Source organism: Sphingopyxis sp. (assembly GCF_965279725.1).
In the GTDB taxonomy this organism is placed as follows: Bacteria; Pseudomonadota; Alphaproteobacteria; order Sphingomonadales; family Sphingomonadaceae; genus Sphingopyxis.
The window spans coordinates 307,403-319,781 of sequence record NZ_CBDIIL010000002.1 but is presented as its reverse complement, the minus strand read 5'-3'; the positions used below and the strand labels follow the sequence as shown (position 1 = coordinate 319,781).

The 12,379-nt window shown below is 61.4% G+C and carries 17 protein-coding genes; 15 read left to right on the top strand and 2 right to left on the bottom strand.

Annotated elements, in window-relative coordinates:
• Both ACQY6T_RS05925 and ACQY6T_RS05920 read right to left on the bottom strand, forming a co-directional pair.
• A complete protein-coding gene (locus tag ACQY6T_RS05925) occupies positions 1-534 on the bottom strand; it encodes a YbjN domain-containing protein (protein WP_428629468.1) in 534 nt (177 codons plus the stop codon).
• A gap of 37 nt (positions 535-571) precedes the next feature.
• Positions 572-1,057, bottom strand: a complete 486-nt coding sequence (locus ACQY6T_RS05920) for a YbjN domain-containing protein (RefSeq protein WP_428629466.1) — start codon at positions 1,055-1,057, stop codon at positions 572-574.
• Between the two features lie 215 nt (positions 1,058-1,272).
• Here ACQY6T_RS05920 and ACQY6T_RS05915 point away from each other — a divergent pair, with 215 nt between their 5' ends.
• The 15 genes from ACQY6T_RS05915 (at position 1,273) to nuoK (ending at position 12,377) form a co-directional block, all read left to right on the top strand.
• Complete coding sequence (locus tag ACQY6T_RS05915; protein ID WP_428629464.1) at positions 1,273-1,647, top strand: NADH-quinone oxidoreductase subunit A; 375 nt, start codon at positions 1,273-1,275, stop codon at positions 1,645-1,647.
• Positions 1,648-1,676: 29 nt separating this feature from the next.
• Entirely contained in the window at positions 1,677-2,210 is a 534-nt protein-coding gene (locus ACQY6T_RS05910; protein ID WP_428630384.1) for a NuoB/complex I 20 kDa subunit family protein, read from the top strand.
• Positions 2,210-3,112, top strand: coding sequence for an NADH-quinone oxidoreductase subunit C (locus ACQY6T_RS05905; protein WP_428629463.1), 903 nt, complete (start codon positions 2,210-2,212; stop codon positions 3,110-3,112). The genes ACQY6T_RS05910 and ACQY6T_RS05905 overlap by 1 nt, the downstream gene beginning before the upstream one ends.
• Positions 3,109-4,365: an NADH-quinone oxidoreductase subunit D gene (locus ACQY6T_RS05900; protein ID WP_428629461.1), complete on the top strand. Its 1,257-nt coding sequence runs from the start codon at positions 3,109-3,111 to the stop codon at positions 4,363-4,365. The genes ACQY6T_RS05905 and ACQY6T_RS05900 overlap by 4 nt, the downstream gene beginning before the upstream one ends.
• Positions 4,362-4,547, top strand: coding sequence for a hypothetical protein (locus ACQY6T_RS05895; protein ID WP_428629459.1), 186 nt, complete (start codon positions 4,362-4,364; stop codon positions 4,545-4,547). Before ACQY6T_RS05900 ends, ACQY6T_RS05895 begins: the two co-directional genes overlap by 4 nt.
• The gene (locus tag ACQY6T_RS05890; RefSeq protein ID WP_428629457.1) at positions 4,540-5,208 is read left to right on the top strand and encodes a complex I 24 kDa subunit family protein; all 669 of its coding nucleotides are present in this window, start codon (positions 4,540-4,542) and stop codon (positions 5,206-5,208) included. Before ACQY6T_RS05895 ends, ACQY6T_RS05890 begins: the two co-directional genes overlap by 8 nt.
• 11 nt (positions 5,209-5,219) lie before the next feature.
• A complete protein-coding gene (locus ACQY6T_RS05885) occupies positions 5,220-5,579 on the top strand; it encodes a hypothetical protein (protein WP_428629455.1) in 360 nt (119 codons plus the stop codon).
• Positions 5,569-6,858, top strand: a complete 1,290-nt coding sequence (gene nuoF / locus ACQY6T_RS05880) for an NADH-quinone oxidoreductase subunit NuoF (protein ID WP_428629453.1) — start codon at positions 5,569-5,571, stop codon at positions 6,856-6,858. The genes ACQY6T_RS05885 and nuoF overlap by 11 nt, the downstream gene beginning before the upstream one ends.
• The gene (locus ACQY6T_RS05875; protein ID WP_428629452.1) at positions 6,855-7,490 is read left to right on the top strand and encodes a hypothetical protein; all 636 of its coding nucleotides are present in this window, start codon (positions 6,855-6,857) and stop codon (positions 7,488-7,490) included. Before nuoF ends, ACQY6T_RS05875 begins: the two co-directional genes overlap by 4 nt.
• Positions 7,491-7,493: 3 nt before the next feature.
• A complete protein-coding gene (gene nuoG, locus ACQY6T_RS05870) occupies positions 7,494-9,506 on the top strand; it encodes an NADH-quinone oxidoreductase subunit NuoG (RefSeq protein ID WP_428629450.1) in 2,013 nt (670 codons plus the stop codon).
• The gene (locus tag ACQY6T_RS05865; protein WP_428629449.1) at positions 9,503-9,643 is read left to right on the top strand and encodes a hypothetical protein; all 141 of its coding nucleotides are present in this window, start codon (positions 9,503-9,505) and stop codon (positions 9,641-9,643) included. Before nuoG ends, ACQY6T_RS05865 begins: the two co-directional genes overlap by 4 nt.
• A gap of 166 nt (positions 9,644-9,809) precedes the next feature.
• A complete protein-coding gene (gene nuoH, locus ACQY6T_RS05860) occupies positions 9,810-10,838 on the top strand; it encodes an NADH-quinone oxidoreductase subunit NuoH (protein WP_428630383.1) in 1,029 nt (342 codons plus the stop codon).
• On the top strand, positions 10,835-11,323 hold the full coding sequence (nuoI, locus tag ACQY6T_RS05855; RefSeq protein WP_428629447.1) for an NADH-quinone oxidoreductase subunit NuoI: 489 nt from the start codon (positions 10,835-10,837) through the stop codon (positions 11,321-11,323). The genes nuoH and nuoI overlap by 4 nt, the downstream gene beginning before the upstream one ends.
• 12 nt (positions 11,324-11,335) lie before the next feature.
• Positions 11,336-11,947, top strand: coding sequence for an NADH-quinone oxidoreductase subunit J (locus ACQY6T_RS05850; RefSeq protein ID WP_428629445.1), 612 nt, complete (start codon positions 11,336-11,338; stop codon positions 11,945-11,947).
• Positions 11,948-12,071: 124 nt separating this feature from the next.
• Positions 12,072-12,377 carry an NADH-quinone oxidoreductase subunit NuoK gene (gene nuoK, locus ACQY6T_RS05845; protein ID WP_428629444.1) on the top strand — a complete coding sequence of 102 codons (306 nt, stop codon included), beginning with the start codon at positions 12,072-12,074 and terminating at the stop codon, positions 12,375-12,377.
• Positions 12,378-12,379: the final 2 nt, after the last annotated feature.

The following is a 12,379-nucleotide window of genomic DNA, read 5'->3' as shown; positions in this document are numbered from 1 at the left end:
TTATTTCTTCTTCTTGGCGCTATCTCCGTCGTCGAAAACGAATGTGTCGAAATTGGCCATAACGTCGGTCCAGATCAGCAGGTTTTCGACGAACTGCGCGCGCGGCATGCCTCCGGCGTCGAGATGAAGGTCCATCTCGATGACTGGATCATTGTCTTTATCGACATAAGCGCGGCCGTAGCGATTCTTGGCGTTCCACTCGTTTGTGCGTTCCATCGGGAAGCGCTTACCGATCGTGAAGCCTGTGTAGAATTCGATGGATTTGCAGGGACCAACTTTTACCCCGCCGTCGCATCCAAGAAACAGCACAGTGAAGTCGCGTCCGCTGCTGCCCGATTTGATAAAGGGAGTGCCATCGTCCTCGGTTTCGATCTTGGCGCGATACCCCTCGTCTGACAGAAGTTTTGCGATCTGCCCGGCGTCCGCCCTGATCGGCACATTCGCCGCCGTCGCTTCTTGGAGCGGCGCCGTATTTTCCGTGGCACCCTGCGCAGGGGATGCAGCAAGCATGGCTACGGCAAACAATGTCTTCACAAATTTCCCCTTATTCTGCCGCCTCGGCGAACCATTTTTATTTCTCGAAAACATAATCGCGGTAACTGTCCATCAGGGCCGCCCAGGTGTTGAAGCTTTCGCCGACATTTTCGCGCGGGAGGCCCGCGAAGTCGAGATCGACGTCCATTTCGAGCACCGGATCGCCTTGGTCATCTTTATAGGCGCGGGCGAAGCGTTTGTCTTTGTTCCACTTGTTGAGCTTTTCGAGCGAAAGATCCTTCGCGTCGCTGAAACCCATGTAAAATTGCAGCGTCTTGCAATTCTTTTTGTCGTCATCGCAGTTCATGAACAGGACGAGGAACTTCAGATCGTTGCGACTGCTTTCGATGTAAGGGCTCTCGTCGGCTTTGGTGATCAGCGTTGCCGGCCAGCCTTGCGACTCGACGATCGCTTTGATGGTCTGCGGATTTTTGGCGTTGACCAGTTCAGCATGTGCCGGAACGGCCGCGATTGCGGTGGCCACCGCGAGTGTGAGCGCGGCGCGAAATATATTGTTTATCATGATGTCCCCTTTATCGACGGCGCAACCCACGCGCGGTAATCCGACCCCATCTTGGCGGCGTATCACGGCGATAGGGGCTGTCACCAGCTTGCTTTCTACTTTTGGTCACTTGGGCGATGAAAATCATGCCCGCGGTGCTTGCGACCGGCGGCATGCTGGCCTAAAGCGCCCGCATAACGGGTGGCAAACCCCTCAAAACAAGACTGCGAGCTCCCATGGTCGATCTGACGCAATATCTGCCGATCCTGATATTCCTGGTCATTGCGGTCGGGTTGTCGTCGGCTTTCGTGTTCCTGCCGATGGGCGTGGCGCGGCTGACCGGCGCGCATCAGCCCGACCCGGCGAAGCTGACCGAATATGAATGCGGCTTCCCGGCGTTCGAGGACGCGCGCAGCCAGTTCGACGTGCGCTTTTACCTCGTCGCGATCCTGTTCATCATCTTCGATCTCGAAGCGGCGTTCCTGTTTCCCTGGGCGGTTAGCCTGAAGGAAATCGGCTGGGCGGGTTGGGCCACGATGATGATATTCCTCGCCGAACTCGCGATCGGCCTTGTCTATGCATGGAAGAAAGGGGCGTTGGACTGGGAATGAGCAGCTCGATCGTCCTGCCGCCCGGCCAGATGCCGGTTGCAAGCCCTGTCGCACCGGGGACCAACCCGGACATGTCCTATTTCGACGACCTCAACAGCGAAGTCGGCGACAAGGGCTTTCTCGTCACCTCGACCGAGGACCTGTTCAACTGGGCGCGCACCGGGTCGCTGTGGTGGATGACGTTTGGTCTCGCCTGCTGTGCGGTCGAGATGATCCACGTCAACATGCCGCGCTATGACATGGAGCGCTTCGGCGCTGCGCCGCGCGCGTCGCCGCGTCAGTCGGACGTGATGATCGTCGCGGGCACGCTGTGCAACAAGATGGCGCCCGCGCTCCGCCGCGTTTACGACCAGATGTCGAACCCGAAATATGTCATTTCGATGGGCAGCTGCGCCAATGGCGGCGGCTATTATCACTATAGCTATTCGGTGGTGCGCGGCTGCGACCGTATCGTCCCGGTGGATATCTATGTTCCGGGTTGCCCGCCGACCGCCGAAGCCCTGCTGTACGGGGTGATGCAATTGCAGCGGAAGATCCGCCGCGTCGGGACGATCGAACGCTGATGGGTCATTCCGCTCCTCTCGTCGCGTCGCAGCCGGCGCTGGCCGCTGCGCTCAAGAAGCTGATCGGCACCGACCTGCTCGCGCATGTCTTCACCGTCGATGAAGACAGCATCACCGTCGATCGCACCGCGATTGCCGGGGTGATGATCAGCCTGCGCGACAATCTCGACTATCAGCAGCTGATGGAAATTGCGGGGGTCGACTATCCTGATCGCGCGGAGCGGTTCGAGGTCGTTTATCATCTGCTCAGCGTCACGAAAAACCACCGTCTGCGCGTCCGCGTGTCGACCGATGAGGCGACCCCGGTGCCGACGATCGTCCCGGTGTGGCCGAATGCCGGCTGGCTCGAGCGCGAAGTGTTCGACATGTATGGCGTGTTGTTCGCGGGTAATCCCGACCTGCGCCGCATCCTGACCGATTACGGGTTCCAGGGTCATCCGCAGCGCAAGGATTTCCCGCTGACCGGCTACACCGAACTGCGGTATAGCGAAGAGGACAAGCGCGTTGTCTATGAACCGGTGAAACTGGCACAGGATTTCCGCAATTTCGACTTCATGTCGCCGTGGGAAGGCGCCGACTATGTGCTGCCCGGCGACGAAAAAGCTGGCGGCACGGGCGAAGCGCCGGGCAAGGGCGCCCCGTCGCCGATGACCGCGAAGGAAGTGAAAGCGTCCGACAACAAGGCGAAGGCTTCGCCACCGCCGACCCCGAAGACGACCGAAAAGCCGGAGCAGACCGGGGCAGGGGCGAAGACCAACCTCAAGGCCGCAAAGACCAGCCGCGACGGCGCGAAATCCAAGGTTTCGACCAAGGAAGCCAAGACACCCGCGACGACCAAGGCCGAAAAGGCGCCGCCGAAGCCGCGCGCGCCGCGCAAGCCCAAGACAGGAGGTGACGCATGACCGACGCTCCGCATGTCAATCACTATGGCGGCGACCTGTTCGAGGGCTATCCGGTCGATACCGCGAACACCGCGGGCGATCAGGCGGTCACCAACTACACAATCAACTTTGGTCCGCAGCATCCGGCGGCGCACGGGGTGCTGCGTCTGGTGCTGGAGCTGGACGGCGAGATCATCGAGCGCGTCGATCCGCACGTCGGCCTGCTGCATCGCGGCACCGAAAAGCTGATCGAGTATAAGACCTATCTGCAGGCGCTGCCCTATTTCGACCGGCTCGACTATTGTTCGCCGCTCGCGATGGAGCACAGCTATGTGCTCGCGATCGAAAAGCTGCTCGACCTCGAAGTCCCGGCGCGCGCGCAATATCTGCGGGTGTTGTTCGCCGAGCTGACGCGCATCTGCAATCATATGCTCAACATCGGGTCGCACGTCATGGACGTCGGCGCGATGACCCCGAACCTGTGGGTGTTCGAACTCCGTGAGGATTGCCTGAACTTCTTCGAACGGGCTTCGGGCGCGCGGATGCACAGCGCCTATTTCCGTCCCGGCGGCGTGCATCAGGATGTTCCCGAAAAGCTGCTCGTCGACATCGGCGAATGGTGCGAAAAGCGCCTGCCGAAGCTGTTCGGCGACGCGATGAGCTTGGTCATCGACAACCGCATCTTCAAACAGCGCAACGTCGACATCGCGACGGTGAGCAAGGAAGACGCGCTGGCGTGGGGCTTCTCCGGCCCGATGATCCGCGGCAGCGGCATCGCATGGGATCTGCGCAAGTCGCAGCCCTATGACGCCTATGCCAAGATGGAATTCGACATTCCCGTCGGCACCCGCGGCGACTGCTACGACCGCTTCATGGTGCGCGTCGAGGAAGTCTATCAGTCCGCGAAGATCATCAAACAGTGCCTGCGCGACATGCCCACCGGCCCGATCGCCAGCCTCGACCGCAAGGTCGTGCCGCCGAAACGCGCCGAGATGAAGCAGTCGATGGAATCGCTGATCCATCACTTCAAGCTTTACACCGAGGGCTTTCACGTTCCGGCAGGCGAAGTTTATGTCGCGACCGAAAGCCCGAAGGGCGAATTCGGCGTCTATCTGGTCAGCGACGGCAGCAACAAGCCGTACCGCTGCAAAATCCGCCCGACGGCGTTTTCGCATCTGCAGGCGATGGACATGATGTCGAAGGGCCACATGCTCGCCGACACCACCGCGATCATCGGCGCGATCGACGTCGTGTTCGGGGAGTGTGACCGGTGATCGCTTTGCTCGACACGATCCAAAAAATGGCCCTTGGCGCAGCCCTCATGCTGCTCGCGCTGTATTACGCGCGCGGGTTTGAGGTAGGTGACGAAATCGCGCTAATGAACCTTGTTTGGCCAATTGCTCTCCTTGCCAAGCTGGCGCTTGAAAAACGCTCGAAAGTAGTCGCTCATGGCTGACGCACCCCAAATTCCCGATGAAGCTGAAACCCGCGCGCGCTGGGGCGCTTTTGCGTGGACGGCGGAGAACGCCGACAAGGCTAAGGCTGTCATTGCGCGCTATCCCGCGGGGCGTCAGCGCTCGGCGGTGATGCCGCTGCTCGACCTTGCGCAGCGCCAGGTCGGCGCCGAGACGCAGACGCAGGGCTGGTTGCCCGTGCCGGTGATCGAATTTGTCGCGGGCCAGCTCGATATGCCGTTCATGCGCGCCTATGAGGTCGCGTCCTTTTACACGATGTACAATCTGGCGCCGGTCGGCCGCTATCATGTGCAGGTGTGTGGCACGACGCCGTGCCTGCTGCGCGGGTCGGACGATGTGATGGCGGCGTGCAAGAACCGCGGCATGACCAAGGGCAAGACGACGCCCGACGGGCTGTTCACGCTGACCGAGGTCGAGTGCATGGGCACCTGCACCAACGCGCCGATGGTCCAGATCAACGACGATAATTACGAAGACCTGGATTTCGACCGCATGGCCGCGATCCTCGACGCGCTGGCGGCGGGCGAGACGCCGAAGGCAGGGACGCAGATCGAAGGCCGTCACACGAGCGAGCCTGAGGGCGGTCCGACGACGCTGAAAGAGATGGTCAAGGCCAACCATGATTATCGGAAGCAGTGGTAATGGCGTTCCGCATGCCCGGCATCTTGACCGTCACGCTCGCGCTGATCGGGATCGGTATGACCGCGACCGGCTATGCTTACGGCGCTGCGTTCGTGCTGGCCGGTCTGGTTTTCCAGATGCTGCATAATTCGGGCAACACATCGCCGCCGGTGCGCGGGTATTTCGCGATCGATCGCGCGCTGGGGCCGCAGAATGCCGCCGTGGTTGCTGGATTGCTGGCCGCTGCTTTGCTGGCGCTCGTTCTGTTCGCGGTCCATCGCGACGGTTTGAGCGTGACGCGCGGATTGCTGTTGGCGGCCCTGGCCGGGGTATTTTTGATCGATTTCGTCGCTCGTCGTTGGCGGAAAGGGAAACAGCGCCATGCTGGCTGACAAAGACCGCATCTTTACCAACATCTATGGTTTTCAGCCGTGGAACCTGAAATCGGCGCAGATGCGCGGGGATTGGGACAAGACCAAGGATCTGATGAAACGCGGCCAGGACGCGATCATCGAGGAGATCAAGGCATCAGGGCTGCGCGGCCGCGGCGGTGCGGGCTTCCCGACCGGGCTCAAGTGGAGCTTCATGCCGAAGGAGCCGCGCGCCGACCGCCCGAGCTTCCTCGTCATCAACGCCGACGAATCCGAGCCCGGTTCGTGCAAGGACCGCGAGATCATCCGCCACGATCCGCACAAGCTGATCGAAGGCGCGTTGATCGCGGGCTTCGCGATGCGCGCGCGCGCGGCCTATATCTATATTCGCGGCGAGTTCATCCGCGAGGCCGAGACGTTGTTCGCGGCGGTTCAGGAGGCATATGACGCCGGCCTGCTCGGCAAGAATGCGGCGAAATCGGGCTATGATTTCGACGTTTTCGTCCACCGCGGCGCCGGCGCGTACATCTGCGGCGAAGAAACCGCGATGATCGAAAGCCTGGAGGGCAAGAAAGGCCAGCCGCGCCTGAAACCCCCGTTCCCGGCGGGAGCGGGCCTCTATGGCTGCCCGACGACGGTGAACAACGTCGAGAGCATCGCGGTCGTCCCGACGATCCTGCGCCGCGGCGCGCCATGGTTTTCTTCCTTCGGACGCGAGAACAACAAGGGGACCAAGCTGTTCCAGATCAGCGGTCATGTGAACGCGCCGTGCGTCGTCGAGGAAGAGATGGGTATCACCTTCCGCGAACTGATCGACAAGCATTGCGGCGGCATCCGCGGCGGCTGGGACAATCTGCTTGCGGTGATCCCCGGCGGATCGTCTGTGCCGCTGGTTCCTGCGGCCGAAATCATGGACGCGCCGATGGATTTCGACGGGCTGAAAGCGGTCGGATCGGGGCTCGGCACCGCCGCCGCGATCGTCATGGATAAATCGACCGACGTCGTTCAGGCGATCAGCCGCATCAGCTATTTCTACAAGCATGAAAGCTGCGGCCAGTGCACGCCGTGCCGTGAAGGCACCGGCTGGATGTGGCGCGTGATGGAGCGCTTGCGCACCGGCGACGCCGACATCAGCGAGATCGACACGCTGTACGACGTGACCAAGCAGGTCGAGGGCCACACTATCTGCGCGCTCGGCGATGCGGCGGCGTGGCCGATCCAAGGCTTGATCAAGCATTTTCGGCCTGAATTGGAGCGGCGGATCCGCGACAATGGCGGCGTGTTGGAGGCAGCGGAATGATGATGAGACTTGTTCTTTTGCCTGCCATCGTTGCTGCTCTGGCCATCTGTACGCCATCGGCCGCTCTTGAGCCGATCGCTGCGAACGATGCCAATACACCTGAAGGGCGATTGGCGATCGAAGCCTATGGCGCCTGCGTGGTTAAGCTTAGCCCAAAGGAAAGCGCCCGCGTCCTGTCGATGGATTATAAAAAGTCGACATATCGCACGGCATTGAAAATGCTCGTAAAGGATGCTGAACGTCCATGCGCTCGGGCCAGCTTTGGCACAGGCCGCATGCGCGGTGATGACCTCAGTATGGCCGCCGCCATCGCCGAAGCGCTCATCGAAGCCGACCCCACAGCTGTGAATGCGCGCCTGGCGGGGATTGGTGCCGCCCAACGCACTCCGCTGGGTAAGACAGACGCTGTCGCGCATTGCCTCGCCCGCTCGTTGCCAGATCAAGTGAGTCAACTCTTCGCCACGGCCCCGGCATCCGAAGCCGAGGCTGCCGCCGCTGCTCCGCTACTGCAGGCTGTCCCAACGTGCGCGCGCGCAACCGCGGCGCCGGAGCAGTATGACCTCTCCATTCCAGCCGTGCGCGCAATACTTGCAACCGCCAGTTTCCGCATATTAGCGGCGCAGGAAAGCTGATTCATGCCTAAAGTCACCGTAGATGGCGTTGAAATCGATGTCCCGCAGGGCGCCACCGTCCTGCAGGCGTGCGAGCTGGCGGGGAAGGAAATCCCGCGTTTCTGCTACCATGAACGTCTGTCGATCGCCGGCAATTGCCGCATGTGCCTCGTCGAAGTCGCGCCGGGTCCGCCGAAGCCGCAGGCGTCGTGCGCGCTGCCGACCGCCGAGGGGCAGATCATCAAGACCGACAGTCCGATGGTGAAAAAGGCGCGCGAAGGTGTGATGGAGTTTCTGCTCATCAACCACCCGCTCGACTGCCCGATCTGCGACCAGGGCGGCGAATGCGATCTGCAGGATCAGTCGGTCGCTTATGGTCGCGGCGCGACGCGCTATGACGAGAACAAGCGCGCGGTGACCGAAAAATATATGGGTCCGATCGTCAAGACGGTGATGACCCGCTGTATTCAGTGCACGCGCTGCGTCCGCTTTGCCGAGGAAGTTGCCGGGGTCGAAGACATCGGCGCAATTGGGCGCGGCGAGAATATGCAGATCACGTCGTATCTGGAACGCGCGGTCGCGAGCGAGCTGTCGGGCAATGTCGTTGACCTGTGCCCGGTCGGTGCGCTGACCAGCAAACCCTATGCGTTCGAAGCGCGGCCGTGGGAGCTGACCAAGACGCTGGGCATCGACATGATGGATGCGGTCGGCACTAATGTCCGCATCGATGCGCGCGGGCGGCAGGTGCTGCGCGTGCTGCCGCGGATCAACGACGATGTGAACGAAGAATGGGCGAGCGACAAGACGCGTCACCATGTTGACGGCCTGACCCGCCGCCGCCTCGATCAGCCGTATGTGCGCGTGAACGGCACGCTGCAGCCCGCTAGCTGGAACGAGGCGTTCGCGGCCATCGCGGCGGTGAAAGCCGGTTCGTCGGTCGCGGCGATCGCGGGCGATATGGCCGATTGCGAGACAATGTTTGCCGCCAAGGCGCTGGTGAACGCGCTCGGATCGACGCTGCTCGAAGGGCGCCAGACCGGGCTCGACTATGACGTCACCAGCCTGTCGGCGGTCAATTTCAACACGGGCATCGCCGAGGCTGAAAATGCCGACGTCATCCTGCTGATCGGCACGAACCTGCGCTGGGAAGCGCCGTTGATCAACACCCGCCTGCGCAAGGCGGTGTGGAAAAAGGGCGCGAAGGTTTTCGCGATCGGGGCCGAAAAGGATCAGACGTACAAGGTCAGCTGGCTTGGCGACGACGCTTCGCTGGTGGCGAAGCTGCCCGCCGCGGCGCTCGACGCGCTGAAGGGCGCCGAACGGCCGCTGATCATCGTCGGCGGCGGCGGCCTGGCGGTCCCCGGCGTGCATGGTGCGGCGCTCGCGCTCGCCAAGTCGGTGAACGCGGTCAAGGATGGCTGGAACGGTTTTTCGGTGGTGCATATGGCGGCGAGCCGCATGGGCGGACTGATGCTCGGCTATGCGCAGCCCGGCGGCATCAAAGATATTGTCGCGGCAAAGCCGAAGCTGGCTTTCTTCCTTGGCGCCGACGAGGTCGATTTCACGGCCTTCGATAAGATATTGAAGGTCTATGTCGGCCATCATGGCGACAAGGGCGCACACGCCGCTGACGTGATCCTGCCGGCCGCGGCGTGGACCGAGAAGGATTTTACGACGGTCAACACCGAAGGCCGCGTCCAGCGCAGCGAAAAAGCGGTGTTCGGACCGGGCGACGCGCGCGAAGACTGGAGCATTTTCCGCGCTTTGGCCGATACGCTCGGGGTGTCGCTCGGCTTCGACAGCTTCGACGCTTGCCGCGCCGCGATGATTGCAGATGTTCCGGCGCTCGGCGTCGAAGGTGTCGCCGATTATGGTTGGACGGTGCCGAAGCTGCCCGCCAAGCCCGAAGCGCGCGCGATCCCGTCGCCGATCCAGGATTTCTACCTCACCAACGCCATCTGCCGCGCGTCACCGACGATGCAGCGCTGCTCGGAAGAGCTGGTCCATGGCGTCGATTTTGCGGAGGCCGCGGAATGACCCCGGTGCATATCATCGCGAGCACGCTGCTCGCCGGAATGAGCTTTGCCGTGTGGCGCGGGTTCAATCCCAAGAGCAAGTCGGAAAAGCCCGGGCCGCATAATGGTTGGAAAAACCAGGACGGGGCCAAGAAATGAGTTCCGTATTCATCAACATCGTCATGCCGGACTTGATCCGGTATCCATTCCGGCGTCTGCGTAAATGGACCCTTGATCAAGTCCGGGGTGACGAAATGGGGTGGTCGCTGTGACCGAATATTTCCAACGGATGATGCTCTACGTCCCGTTCAAGGGCTGGGTCGACATGGGAATGTCGGCCGAGGCGGCGTGGGCGCTTGCGACGATCGCGGGTATCCTGCTGATCGCGCTGCCGCTGATGCTCAGCGTCGCGATGATTATTTATGCCGACCGCAAGATCTGGGCGGCGATCGCGTTGCGCCGGGGTCCGAACGTTGTCGGTCCCTTCGGGCTGCTACAAAGTTTTGCCGACGGGTTGAAAGTGTTCCTGCAGGAAACGATCATCCCGACGGGCGCGAACCGCGGGCTGTTCCTGATCGCGCCGATCATCACCTTCACCGTCTCGCTGATGGCGTGGGCGGTGATCCCGTTCAATTCGGGCGCGGTGCTCGCCGACATCAACGTCGGGCTGCTCTACATCCTCGCGATTTCGTCGCTCGGCGTGTATGGCGTGATCCTGTCGGGCTGGGCGTCCAACTCGAAATATCCCTTCTTTTCGGCGATGCGCGCCTCGGCGCAGATGATCAGCTATGAAGTCTCGATCGGGTTCATCCTGATCGGCGTCGTGCTGTTTGCCGACAGCTTCAACATGAACGAAATCGTCAAGGCGCAGCAGGGCCATGGTCTCGGCATCGTCAACGCCTTCGGCTTCAACCTGCTGCTCTTCCCGCTCGCGGTGATGTTCCTGATCTCCAGCCTCGCCGAAACCGCGCGTGCGCCGTTCGATTTGACCGAGGCCGAGAGCGAGCTCGTCGCGGGGTATCAGACCGAATATTCGTCGATGGCCTTCGCGCTGTTCTGGCTCGGCGAATATGCCAACGTCCTGCTGATGTGCACCCTCAACGCGGTACTGTTCTGGGGCGGCTGGCTGCCCCCGCTCAACATCGACCTTATCCCGTGGTTCGACATTCCCGGCTGGGTCTGGCTGTTCGGCAAAATCCTGTTTTTCTTCTTCATCTTCAGCTGGGTGAAGGCGACGGTGCCGCGCTACCGCTATGACCAGCTGATGCGGCTGGGCTGGAAAATCTTCCTGCCGATTTCGCTGATCTGGATTTTCCTGATTTCCGGCTATTTGATGCTGACGAGGTATTCATGACTTCCATTGCCCACCTCATCAAAAGCTTCACCTTGTGGGAATTCGTGAAGGCGCACGCCCTCACGCTGAAATATTTCTTCAAGCCGAAGGCGACGATCAACTATCCGTATGAGAAGAACCCGCTGAGCCCGCGGTTCCGCGGCGAGCATGTGCTGCGGCGTTATCCGAATGGCGAGGAGCGCTGTATCGCGTGCAAGCTTTGCGAGGCGGTGTGCCCGGCGCAGGCGATCACGATCGAGGCCGAGCCGCGCGAGGACGGCTCGCGCCGCACGACGCGCTACGACATCGACATGACCAAATGCATTTACTGCGGTTTCTGTCAGGAAGCATGCCCGGTCGATGCGGTGGTCGAGGGGCCGAATTTCGAATTCGCGACTGAAACGCGCGAAGAACTACTGTATGACAAGGCCAAGCTGCTCGCCAATGGCGACAAATGGGAACGCGCGATCGCGGCGAATCTTGCCGCCGACGCGCCCTATCGATAAGGGCGCGCGCACATGATCCAACTCTTTGCCTTTTACCTGTTTGCGACGATCGTCATCGCCTCTGCGGCGATGGTGATTTTTGCGCGCAACCCGGTGCACAGCGTGATGTGGCTGATCCTCGCCTTCTTCAACGCGGCGGGGCTGATGCTGCTGGCGGGCGCCGAATTCATCGCGATGCTGCTGGTCATCGTCTATGTCGGCGCGGTCGCGGTGCTGTTCCTGTTCGTCGTGATGATGCTCAACATCGATTTCGCCGAACTGCGCGCGGGTTTCGTACGTTATTTACCGCTCGGCGCGCTGGTTGCGATCATCCTGGCCGCCGAACTGATCTTTGCGGTCGGCGCGTGGAGCGCGGGCGGGGTCGATCTGGCGGCGCGCGCCGCGCCCGCAGTAACCGACAAAAGCAATATCCAGCAGATCGGAGAGCTCCTCTACACGCGTTACATCTTCCTGTTCGAGGCGGCGGGTATCGTGCTGCTGGTCGCGATGATCGGCGCGATCGTGCTGACACATCGTCAGCGCGGCGGAGTGCGGACTCAAAATATCTCGTTGCAGAACCAGCGCCGCCCGCAGGATGCGACGCGGCTGGTCGATCCGGGCGTCGGGCAGGGGATGAAGCTGTGATTTGTAGCAGCCCCCAAACTCCGTTTGCATCGAGCGTAGTCGAGATGCGTCTGGCGCTGTGCTCGCGTGTCTCGACTTCGCTCGACACGAACGGAATTGAAAAGACCGTGATTGGAGCGAGTGCATGATTTCGGTCCGCCATTATCTCGCCGTTTCGGCGGTGCTGTTTACGCTCGGCGTGCTCGGCATCTTCATCAACCGCAAGAATATCATCGTCATCCTGATGGCGATCGAGCTGATCCTGCTCGCGGTGAACATCAACCTTGTCGCGTTTAGCGCCGCGCTGGGCGATTTGGTAGGACAGGTGTTCGCGATGTTCGTGCTGACGGTCGCCGCGGGTGAAGCCGCGATCGGGCTTGCCATTCTTGTGATTTATTTCCGCGGCCGCGGCACCATTGCGGTCGATGACGCCAACCGGATGAAGGGATAAGC

Coding starts and splice junctions, on each gene's coding strand:
- nuoH (WP_428630383.1), top strand. CDS start 9,810: ATGGGAATGTCGGCCGAGGCGGCGTGGGCGCTTGCGACGATCGCGGGT.
- ACQY6T_RS05910 (WP_428630384.1), top strand. CDS start 1,677: ATGCCGGTTGCAAGCCCTGTCGCACCGGGGACCAACCCGGACATGTCC.
- nuoI (WP_428629447.1), top strand. CDS start 10,835: ATGACTTCCATTGCCCACCTCATCAAAAGCTTCACCTTGTGGGAATTC.
- nuoF (WP_428629453.1), top strand. CDS start 5,569: ATGCTGGCTGACAAAGACCGCATCTTTACCAACATCTATGGTTTTCAG.
- ACQY6T_RS05885 (WP_428629455.1), top strand. CDS start 5,220: ATGCCCGGCATCTTGACCGTCACGCTCGCGCTGATCGGGATCGGTATG.
- ACQY6T_RS05875 (WP_428629452.1), top strand. CDS start 6,855: ATGATGATGAGACTTGTTCTTTTGCCTGCCATCGTTGCTGCTCTGGCC.
- ACQY6T_RS05905 (WP_428629463.1), top strand. CDS start 2,210: ATGGGTCATTCCGCTCCTCTCGTCGCGTCGCAGCCGGCGCTGGCCGCT.
- ACQY6T_RS05890 (WP_428629457.1), top strand. CDS start 4,540: ATGGCTGACGCACCCCAAATTCCCGATGAAGCTGAAACCCGCGCGCGC.
- ACQY6T_RS05865 (WP_428629449.1), top strand. CDS start 9,503: ATGACCCCGGTGCATATCATCGCGAGCACGCTGCTCGCCGGAATGAGC.
- nuoK (WP_428629444.1), top strand. CDS start 12,072: ATGATTTCGGTCCGCCATTATCTCGCCGTTTCGGCGGTGCTGTTTACG.
- ACQY6T_RS05920 (WP_428629466.1), bottom strand. CDS start 1,057: ATGATAAACAATATATTTCGCGCCGCGCTCACACTCGCGGTGGCCACC.
- ACQY6T_RS05900 (WP_428629461.1), top strand. CDS start 3,109: ATGACCGACGCTCCGCATGTCAATCACTATGGCGGCGACCTGTTCGAG.
- ACQY6T_RS05915 (WP_428629464.1), top strand. CDS start 1,273: ATGGTCGATCTGACGCAATATCTGCCGATCCTGATATTCCTGGTCATT.
- nuoG (WP_428629450.1), top strand. CDS start 7,494: ATGCCTAAAGTCACCGTAGATGGCGTTGAAATCGATGTCCCGCAGGGC.
- ACQY6T_RS05850 (WP_428629445.1), top strand. CDS start 11,336: ATGATCCAACTCTTTGCCTTTTACCTGTTTGCGACGATCGTCATCGCC.